The organism is Dapis hubbardiae BLCC-M172 (assembly GCF_050016015.1).
GTDB lineage: Bacteria > Cyanobacteriota > Cyanobacteriia > Cyanobacteriales > Microcoleaceae > Trichodesmium.
The window spans coordinates 1-9,770 of record NZ_JBNHEQ010000185.1 but is presented as its reverse complement, the minus strand read 5'-3'; the positions used below and the strand labels follow the sequence as shown (position 1 = coordinate 9,770).

The following is a 9,770-nucleotide window of genomic DNA, read 5'->3' as shown; positions in this document are numbered from 1 at the left end:
AGACACATATGTACTTTTTAGACACGCCTAAATACTGCTGATTTATTACTACTATCTACCTTTTTATTTGTGCCATACGCTTACCACGAAACCAATGAATCTTACTACCATTGAAGTACAATGTACCCCGTATTGCTACTACGAACACTTAATAATATTAGCGTCGTAAAATTACTGCAATTTGCAGAATTGTATAACTTGCATTAATCTTAATCATATCGAAATGCTGCTATTATTTACGGTAAAGCCTTGAATAATAGGTTTTACAAGGCATAAATCTTGCTAAGATTGTAACTCAATCTTTCTTTAAAACGCTACGGACTAAAAGTCCGTGGTATTTAGTGTTAAAAGAGTAAAAAAAAATTAAAAATACTTGACACTTACTAAATAATTTTTGCTATAATCATCGCAGTAGTATGTTGAATAGAACAATAGTTGCCATAAGCTATAAAACGATTTTTTTTAATTTCTTGACTCTGCCGTAGATGTAACTTTTAGTTTTTTAAACAAAAAAGAAACGGAGGCAGTACCACCATTAGGTATCGCCTCCGCTTTCTTCAATTTTTTTTTTACTATGAATAGTATTATAACAGATAAAAATAAATCCGACAACCCTTCAGAATTTGATATTCGTAATTACCTTGGCCTATTAGGCAATCGTACGAAGGAAGGCAAATATACTTGCCCTAACTGTGGTGGCCACAATCTTTCAATCAATAAAAACGATGGCAAGTACGACTGCTATAACTGTGGAGATACCAAAGCTATCTTCAAAGCCATCAAGCAGAAAGCTGGTGAGTGGGAAGATAAATGGGAAAAATCACACAGGCAAAAGCAGACTAGATATTATCATTATCCCAACAGGAACGACGGACTTTTTATCAGAGTTCAAAGAACAGACTGCGGGAATGGCAAGAAAAAATTTTACCAACAGCAATGGGTTGCCAGTAGAAACGAGTACGTCAACGGCTTGTCAGAAAATAAGAAAAAACCAGGTACTGTCACGATAAATAGAGAAGATATCCCTATCTACAGATGCAGGGAAGTGCAGTCAGCCATAGCTGATGGCAAAAAAATATTCATAGCAGAAGGAGAATCGGCCGTTGACGCTCTGTGGGATTTAGGCATTCCAGCAACCTGTAATATAGGAGGCTCTGGGCAATGGAAAGGGTCTGATTCCCAAGATTTGAAAGGTGCTAAAGTCGTCATTTGCCCCGACCGCGACATCAAGGGAATCAACCACGCCGAACTTATTGCTAAAGACTTCCCAAATGCTGAATGGCTCTATGCTTACCCTCAGTCTGGGTTGTGGGATAGACTTAACTCTGGTGGTGGTGCAGACGTAGCCGACTGGATTGAAGAGTACAATCTTAGTGCTGAGAATATCTTAAATGCAGTTGAAAGCAAACAGAGAGAACTAAAGCCTTCACCCGTAAAGCAAGATAGCAACGACAACGCAGGCAACAACGAACCTTCAGTCAAATTCAAACCTAAGAATATTAGATGGGATAAGTCCTGTAATAAATGGAAAATAATAGGAGCTGGTTCCCCTGCTGCGAATGAGAGGTTTTTGCGTGAAGAGCTAAAAATACACGAGAGACTGAGATTAAACCTGCTGACAATGGAGTATGAGATAGATGGAAAGTCAGTCAGTGAAATGTATCCTAATGGTGTAGGTTATGACTTACCCACATTTATAGATGAACATTTTCACTTCTATTTCACAGGAGCCTTAGACAAATTTTACCCATTGATAGAGCGAGTGGCTGCAAAATTTCACCCAGTCCGAGACTACCTGAAAGGTTTGCCTACACAGGATTCCGACTTTATTGACGATTTTATTAAGCGATCGCTAAAGATTACAAAACCTATCCAGGTACTGATGGTCAGAAAATGGTTAATTGGTGCTGCTAGACGGATACTATCTGATAACCCAGTGAAGTTTGACAATGCTCTGATTTTGCAAGGACGTCAGGGAATAGGTAAGTCAACATTTTTTGAAGCTTTAGCAAGAGCTGGTTTTTTTACAGATGATATGGGAAGCATTTCAGACAAGGATGAAAAAATTAAACCTCATTACGCTTGGATAGTTGAGTGGTCTGAATTGGAAAATATTTTTGACAAATCAAAAGAGTCTGCTATCAAAGCCTACCTCACATCCAAGACTGACAATATCCGCCCCCCTTACGCCCGAAGCTCTAAAAAAATGAACAGAGGATTTTCTATTTGTGGTACTACCAATAAAAACGAATTCCTCACAGACAAGACTGGTAATAGACGTTTCTGGGTAATTCCATTAACCCACAAAAAGGGAGAGCAGATAGATATAGATTACGTCAAACAAAACAGGGATAAACTATGGGGGGCGGTAATGGCTGCTATAGCTAACAATGAACCCCACTGGTTAGACCAAGAAAACTCAGCACTAGCAGAACTAGAAGCCAGCAAGTCAGTTTGGCGTAACCCTGACGTTCAGGATGTATTGATTCCAGCATTTTATAAGAAACTGACAGAAGGAACTAATAAAATATCAAGGCAAGAAATCAATGATATCCTTGATGGAGCTAGCAAGACACAGACAGCAGCACAACTAGACAAATTCATGGCAACCTATGAACTTACCAAAGGAGCTAGAAATATTGCTTATCGTAAATTAGGAGAAGATAAACTCAAAAAAGACTACCGAGGTTTTTACTTAACAGATGATGACGGGCAGATACCACCAAAACTATTACAAGCCTTTGAAGAATTTGGTCTAGGACATCCCTTAGAATCAGTCAGTAGTCAGTCACCTAATTTAGTGACTAACCCTGAAACTCCTACCACGACTGAATCTAGTCAGTCAGTCACTGAAACAACACCTGTTACAGCAGATGATATTTTTAAACCAGAAGAAAAAGCAGAAGTTACTAAAGATGAAAAATTTACTCCCTCAAAAAATAAGTTTGTTCCAAGCTCCGAAGTAGGCAATAATGTTAACCATAAACACTGGATTAAACCAAACGCTAGGTTGATCTTTAAGTCAAATAAAGGCTTTATTGGTTGTAAATTTATAACAAGAAGTTCATCCGGATTTGTAGTAGTTGAAACAGGGAAAGATGAAGAATCTATGGTCAGTTTTGATGATTTATTCTGGTTTAAGCAAAGAGATATCCCAGGTTAGCCCCGACATATCCCTTTACTCAAGTAAAACATATTACAAATCTGGTACTTGTATTTGCCTAATATCTGTTGAAGCATAATGTTTATAAGTAGTAATCGGACTATTTCCTGCCAGTTTTGCTACATCTTTAACATCCATACCTGCTTCCAAAGCTAAAGTAATAAAAGTATGTCTTGTACTGTAAGGTTTTTTGTAGTCAATATTGAGACTTGATAGTATTGGTTTCCACGCTCTATTTCTCAAATTTTCCTTGCATATAAACCTTCCTCTCTGACTGGTAAAAATCCTATTATTAGGATTATTTGGCTGATATTCTCCTTGCCCTATCAATATATCTTTAAGTTGATTATTGATAGGAAATAGCCTGCTGTCTTGAGTTTTTAATCATTTTAATTCTCGCAAGCCATCCACACTACCAGTAATAGCTTTGTTGAATTTTATAAATTCATAATCGCTGAGTATATCATCCCAAACTAACGCCATAGCCTCACTAGGACGACATCCGGTGTAGAATAGAAATGAGTAATAATAATAGTAATGCCGAACAAAAGCTTCATCAGAAGTAGCAATTGCATTTAAAATTTTGTCTCTTTCATCAGCACTCAAAGACAAGGTTTTATAATCATCAGTTTTCCTCCTTTTGTCAGACTTAAATTCACTTTTTAAGCCCACAAAAGGATTGATTCTTAGTCTCTTAATTTTCTTTAATTTAATAGCCCAAGTTATACAAGCCTGAAACTCCCCAAAGTTGAAGTCTTTAGGGGGTAATTAGTTATCGTATCACTAAGGAGTCAGGAGTCAGGAAAGGATTTGAGTAGTATGAATTTTTAAATTCGTATTTAAGAACATCTGTAAGTTGAGGAAGTAATTTTGTGATTACTGTATAACCGGATTTTATATAAGATGTTGCAATAGTAGGGGCGGGTTCAGTGTTAAATTAATCAGGTTCAAGCATATTTCAGATGAACCCGCCCCCAATGATATAATCAGGACTTACGCAAAAACACTATATATAGCGTATACTAATTTAGGCGATCGCCAGTTAATGTCGATCAGATCGCCTAAGTTGACAAACTCTCTTTTTCTGTCTATAAACAGTTATTTTCTCACAAATAACTAACTAAAAAGTTAGATAAGTTTCATTTTTATTGAAGGAAATTTTAGTTCAGATACTATATATTTTGACAACAATTTATGCTTCATTATAAAGTGGGAAAGAGTTTTCATTAATTGATAATTGATAATTGATAATTGATAATTACCTCTGGTTAAAACCGTTACGGAATTGAAGATAAGGAAATATCCTAGCACTTTTTTTCCCTATCCAAGGGGAGGCTTCAAGGCGCGAATTATTTAATTATTAATAATTAAATAATTAATAATTCGGTAACTTTTGACTTTATTTATAGTGGATTGCCTCTAAAAGCAACAAACCCAAATCTTTGTACAAACCTCGATTTTGCTGAGGACAACGATGTTGAGTTAAACACCGGGGACAACCATATTCACAATCACAATTTTTTGCTAATTCTTTTGCTTTTTGTGCAAATTTCAACAGTTGATTAAAAATTGCCTCACTCGCTCCATTTCCACCATCACAAGTATCAAAAAAATAACCTACTGTTTCTCCTCCTTGTCGCTGAACAAACCATTCTACATCCTGACTTGAACTTAACACTACTAATGGAATAGCAGATATGATTTGATGCCCCATACTATGCAATGCAATAAAATCTGGATGACAATTCCATAAATCTTTGAAATCATCTGGAATTATTCCTTGATTTTTATCCTTAATTTTCTCCTTAATAGGTGTAATATTTTCCTGTATAGCTTGACTAAAAGCATAATTGATTTCTACTTTAACAACAGGAGCTTGATATTGAGTTTGATAAGGAGGATCGAAGCTACCTTCATCCACAACTGTAGTAATTTCAACTCCTTTTGCATATTTAGTAGCAAACAATTGATAACCTGTGACGGAAAAGGTAATTTCTCCCCAGAATAAACTTAACCTAAGTCTGGCGTGGGAAATATTAGTTTGAATGATTTGAGGTGTTGCTAATTCCTGAATTTCTTTAATTACTAACCCAGTTTTTGGCTTAGTTTCTAAATTATAATTTTTGCCTAGAGGTTTTAAAATTGCTTGTTTTTTATCTAAGTCGAGATTCTCAGAACGATAGGTTATTAACTCACTATCATAATTTTGAGCAAAATAAATTGCTCCTGGAAATACTTCTTGATGTGCCAGACTCATTTGCATTTTTTCAAAACTTTTTCCAGTATTAATATTGATTAAATTCACATCATTTTGAGCATGACCGCGAATATTAACATTTCGATGAGGATAACCATAACCCCAGAGTTGATTAGAGTTATTAATATAGATTTTTTCCTGTTTTAATAAACTATCGGTAATTGCTCCAGCTACTTCTCCAAAACGTTCTGTTATTTCACTTAAAGGTACTCCACTTTCTACACAACTACATTCTAAATGTTTACCTAAAATTGTCGGATAATTTGGATTAAAAGCAGCACTTTCTGCCTCACCATTTAATAATAAATCTGGTTTATTACCATAGAAATTATCTAAGGGATTTTGAGCTACTGGCAAAAACATAATTAATCCAGGATTTCTCCTGCCTACTCTACCAATTCTTTGTTTCCATGACATTAAACTACCTGGATAACCACGCACTAAACAACAGTCAAGTTCAGGTAAATCAATTCCTGCTTCTAATGCGGAGGTAGAAAGAATAACTTTTACCATTCCAGTTTGCAATTTTTGGATAATATCCTGTCGCCTATCAAATCCCAAAGAACCATAAAAAATTGCCACCTTATCTGCCAAATAACTCTCTCCATTTTTATCAGCTATTCGTTTAATTATCCCCAACAACTTTTTAACTGCACCCCTGGAATTACAAAATACTAACCCACTCAAATCATGGCGCAACCAAGAGAGAATTATTTGACAAGCATTAGGATTAGCAGTATCAGTTGGTTGCAAAAATAAAATACTTTTTCCTGAAGTATCAGCACCACTTTTTGAGATTAGATGAAGTCTTTCCGGTTCCTGGGAGCGATCGCTAAATCTCATTGCCATTTCTGCGGGATTTCCAATAGTAGCTGAACTAAAGATAAATTGTAGTTTTTCTGAACTGCCTCCTACTCTGTCTACTGCCATTTTTAACCGTCGCATGAGGTTAGAAAAATGTGCGCCAAAAGCTCCTCTATAGGTATGAGATTCATCTATAACTACATAGCGGAGTTGTTGAAAAAATTTGCGCCAACCTTCTCCATCTTTACTTCTAATTCTATATAGTTGATAATGTAATAAATCTGGGCTGACACCTAAAATATTGGGTGGGTTAGGAATAAATAATTTTTTTCTTTTTGCTGAGGATATGTCACCTGTAATTAATCCAATTTTGATGGAATTTTCAGGGAAATATGAGACCATTTTTTCTAGCTTTTGCATCTGGTCTAATGCTAATGCTTTGAGGGGAAAAATATATAATGCTGTGGTCTGAGGTTGTTGGATACATGATTCTAAAATAGCAAGGTTATAACAGAGAGTTTTGCCGGAAGCTGTGGGAGTAAAAATGCAAATATCTAATCCTTTTCTCAGAGCGGTTAATGATTCAATTTGATGTTCATAGAGTTCTGTAATATTTTGTTTAATCAGAGCATTTTTGAGAATAATTGGTAAATTTTCTGGCAAAGGATAGAGTTTTCCTGGAGTTGGTGGTGTATTATCTATAGCGATTAAATTATCTATAAATTCTTGGGCAATTGTTTGAAATACTGGTCGGGAAATAGCTTCTATTTCTGCTGCGGGAATCTGGGATTTTTGTGGCTGTTTGAATTTTTTATGATTAAAACTTGCACTATCTCTAGGATTAATGTTTTTCTGATTAATTGCTATTTGCCAATCATAAAAATGCACTGGAGCATGATTTTCCAGAAAGTCTACAATTAAGCGTTTTCCTAATACTGCTGTAATTTGACCTATACCATATTCAGGAGAATAGACTTTTGCACCAATTTTTAACCATTCTGGAGGAGATGGTAATTGATTTCCAGCTCGAATAATAGCAGCATAGTCTGTGGGTTTATCCGTCATAAGGAAGAAGGAATCAATAAAGGATAAATGAAATAAATTTAAGACGTAGTAATATTTTTTTCCGGTTACTATGTTTGGTTTCTAATTCAATACTTTTAGGTATTATGTATTTGGTTATATTGTCTAATTGCTTCATCTCTATTAGACATAGGCGTGAAAAAGATATAGATTTTTTGCATCTAGTAGGGAACGCTTAACAGGGAATATATTTTCACGAATAAAGATACGAAAAATGATTTATGAGAGTTAATTTTAGAACTTTAGCTTGTCTTAAATAAAGAGCAAGGTTATTTTATGGAGAGGTCTATTTATATATTTTCGAGTAATCAAAGTAAACTTCATTTCACCAAAAGTTTGTCTACCTCTTCCATTAAAATACTCACCTTCTAAAAATTTCCCATCAGGTGAAAGACGTAAATTCGCAGAACCTCTGTGCATAGACATTGTTGACAAACTTCGAGTAGAAGGTTCATTAACATATTCATGTTTTAAAGTAGCTTCAGAGGAATCTAAAGTATTCACAGTAGCCATTGTTGAGTTAGAAATAGATGAAGTTGCCCGAAGTTGAATATTAATAGCTGACCATGTTTGGCGAACATACAAAATTATTCCATCATAATCACTATCATTGTAAGAAGAATGGATTTTTCCTACCCATGTACCTTGTAAATTTGGAATACTTGAACATGATAAGTCGCCTAGCTTTAACTGCCAAAAAAACTTGTCAAAAGCTTGATAAAAGATACCATAAAAACCCATTACTGACGGAGCATCTAACCACCAGGGAACTTGCCATTGTAAATTCTTAACTACAGAACTTAATAGTAGTGCAGCCATAACTGAAATTGCTGCAATATATAAAGGAATTGTTTCTCTATCTTTTGCATTAGTAGCGTAAGCGTGCATTATACCAATTCTCCCACAATTCTATTAAGCTTTGAATAAAATATTGAGCATTTTCTAATTTCCATTGTTCTGGTTTATTACCAAAAAGGTTAAGCATTTCATTTTGACAAATGAAGGAACTGTTCAAATTGTCGCAAAGCCAATTCACAACTTTTATATATGTGTCTTGTCGATTGTTAACAAAACAATTATTTGGGACATTATAGAGTAGGCATTCAATATAATATGATGGTGCTTCAAGAGGATAACTATATCTATTAATTATCATTTTTTTTGCATTTTTAAATAAACGAACAGTAGGCTTATAATTTTGCTTAGTTTTACTATTCTTATCTGCTCCATTGTGAAAATGTAACTTTGGATAATTAATAATTTCCCTTCTACTATCTCTAGTATAAAAGCAAATTCCTGAGATATAATCTTCATGTTCACTTTCAAATTTTTCATAGTATCTGTATTGAATACAAGGAATAATATCAGCAGCAATCCTATTACTACCTTTTTGCAGCTTTAGAGATTTTTTTCCAACTATAATATTGCCTGGAGGATAGTAATTATGCAAACTGGTTAAAATATCTTGTTTAAAATTATTCCAAGTATAGTTAGAAGACTTAAATACACTATCATAACGTTTACGATCTAATGGATTCATCTGTGATTTGTTACTACAAAAAATAGTATTTAACTGGACGACAACATCTACATCACTATCAGCTCGAATGTTTGTTTTATTTCTATAAGATCCTTGAAGATAAATTTCAAAATGGTTGCCTTCTGAAAATCTATTAAGCTTAAGTTTTGATATTGGAGAATTAAGAGCTTTACGAATTGATTCGTGAGTATTAATTGCTAATTTAGTTTGCTGAGACTTTGCCCAAGTTGACAGTTGTATTTCTGGAATAGGCATAGTTCGTTTACTTCTGTATTTGATTTGAGAAAATTGTAACAAAACTTCTAGTGAATTGAAGCAGTTAAAATCGTGGAATAGTAGGTGCGGGTTCCAGTTCAAATTAAGACATCAAAATTAAATTAAATGAGCCTGTTCTGTTTCCCTACTTCTTACTTTCCACTTCTTTATTCAACTCCAGTGAGAATTGCTACTAAAATTTTTATTAAATCTTCTAATAGCTTACTAAAAGGAGTGTACTCCATATTATCTACTTTGAAAACTACTATCACTTCTATCGCCTATATCATTTAAAAAATTTTCTGGGAATCTTTTTTTTAAACTATTAATACTTTCCCCCTCAGAGATATCTATTGATGAGCTAGTTTGACCCTGACTAAAATTCTACTACCTGGTTAAATTCACGCTCATATATTTTTATATCTTCTACATATTTTCCCCCTGACCTACTTATAGCTTCTATTTCGATTTAATTTGTACATTTATAGTTACCGAAAAAATAAGGTTTAAAGCCTCTCCTTTCAAGGAGAAAAAAAGAAAAAAATTCCTTTTAGCCAATCCTCTTATTTTTAACAATTAATAATTATTAATTGTTAATTATTGAATTACACCTATATAGCAATTCCCAAGAAGCGTGAGGTACAAAATTCTAGGTTTTAGGGAACACT

General features: G+C 34.3%; 5 protein-coding genes and 1 pseudogene. 1 reads left to right on the top strand and 5 read right to left on the bottom strand.

Annotated elements, in window-relative coordinates:
* Positions 1–574: 574 nt before the first annotated feature.
* A complete protein-coding gene (locus ACP6PK_RS16805) occupies positions 575–3,163 on the top strand; it encodes a VapE domain-containing protein (protein ID WP_426561033.1) in 2,589 nt (862 codons plus the stop codon).
* A gap of 33 nt (positions 3,164–3,196) precedes the next feature.
* Here the strand turns inward: ACP6PK_RS16805 and ACP6PK_RS16800 are convergent.
* The 5 genes and pseudogenes from ACP6PK_RS16800 to ACP6PK_RS16780 form a co-directional block, all read right to left on the bottom strand.
* Positions 3,197–3,532: pseudogene (locus ACP6PK_RS16800) on the bottom strand (tyrosine-type recombinase/integrase); the annotation flags it as partial.
* A gap of 15 nt (positions 3,533–3,547) precedes the next feature.
* Entirely contained in the window at positions 3,548–3,775 is a 228-nt protein-coding gene (locus ACP6PK_RS16795) for a site-specific integrase (RefSeq protein WP_426561031.1), read from the bottom strand.
* A gap of 787 nt (positions 3,776–4,562) precedes the next feature.
* The gene (locus tag ACP6PK_RS16790; RefSeq protein WP_426561029.1) at positions 4,563–7,289 is read right to left on the bottom strand and encodes a DEAD/DEAH box helicase; all 2,727 of its coding nucleotides are present in this window, start codon (positions 7,287–7,289) and stop codon (positions 4,563–4,565) included.
* Between the two features lie 270 nt (positions 7,290–7,559).
* The gene (locus ACP6PK_RS16785) at positions 7,560–8,195 is read right to left on the bottom strand and encodes a Cap15 family cyclic dinucleotide receptor domain-containing protein (protein ID WP_426561027.1); all 636 of its coding nucleotides are present in this window, start codon (positions 8,193–8,195) and stop codon (positions 7,560–7,562) included.
* Positions 8,176–9,102, bottom strand: coding sequence for a nucleotidyltransferase domain-containing protein (locus tag ACP6PK_RS16780; RefSeq protein ID WP_426561025.1), 927 nt, complete (start codon positions 9,100–9,102; stop codon positions 8,176–8,178). Before ACP6PK_RS16780 ends, ACP6PK_RS16785 begins: the two co-directional genes overlap by 20 nt.
* Positions 9,103–9,770: the final 668 nt, after the last annotated feature.

What these genes read in the sequence shown, in the direction of transcription:
- ACP6PK_RS16805 (WP_426561033.1), top strand. Translation starts at nt 575, where the DNA reads ATGAATAGTATTATAACAGATAAAAATAAATCCGACAACCCTTCAGAA.
- ACP6PK_RS16790 (WP_426561029.1), bottom strand. Translation starts at nt 7,289, where the DNA reads ATGACGGATAAACCCACAGACTATGCTGCTATTATTCGAGCTGGAAAT.
- ACP6PK_RS16785 (WP_426561027.1), bottom strand. Translation starts at nt 8,195, where the DNA reads ATGCACGCTTACGCTACTAATGCAAAAGATAGAGAAACAATTCCTTTA.
- ACP6PK_RS16780 (WP_426561025.1), bottom strand. Translation starts at nt 9,102, where the DNA reads ATGCCTATTCCAGAAATACAACTGTCAACTTGGGCAAAGTCTCAGCAA.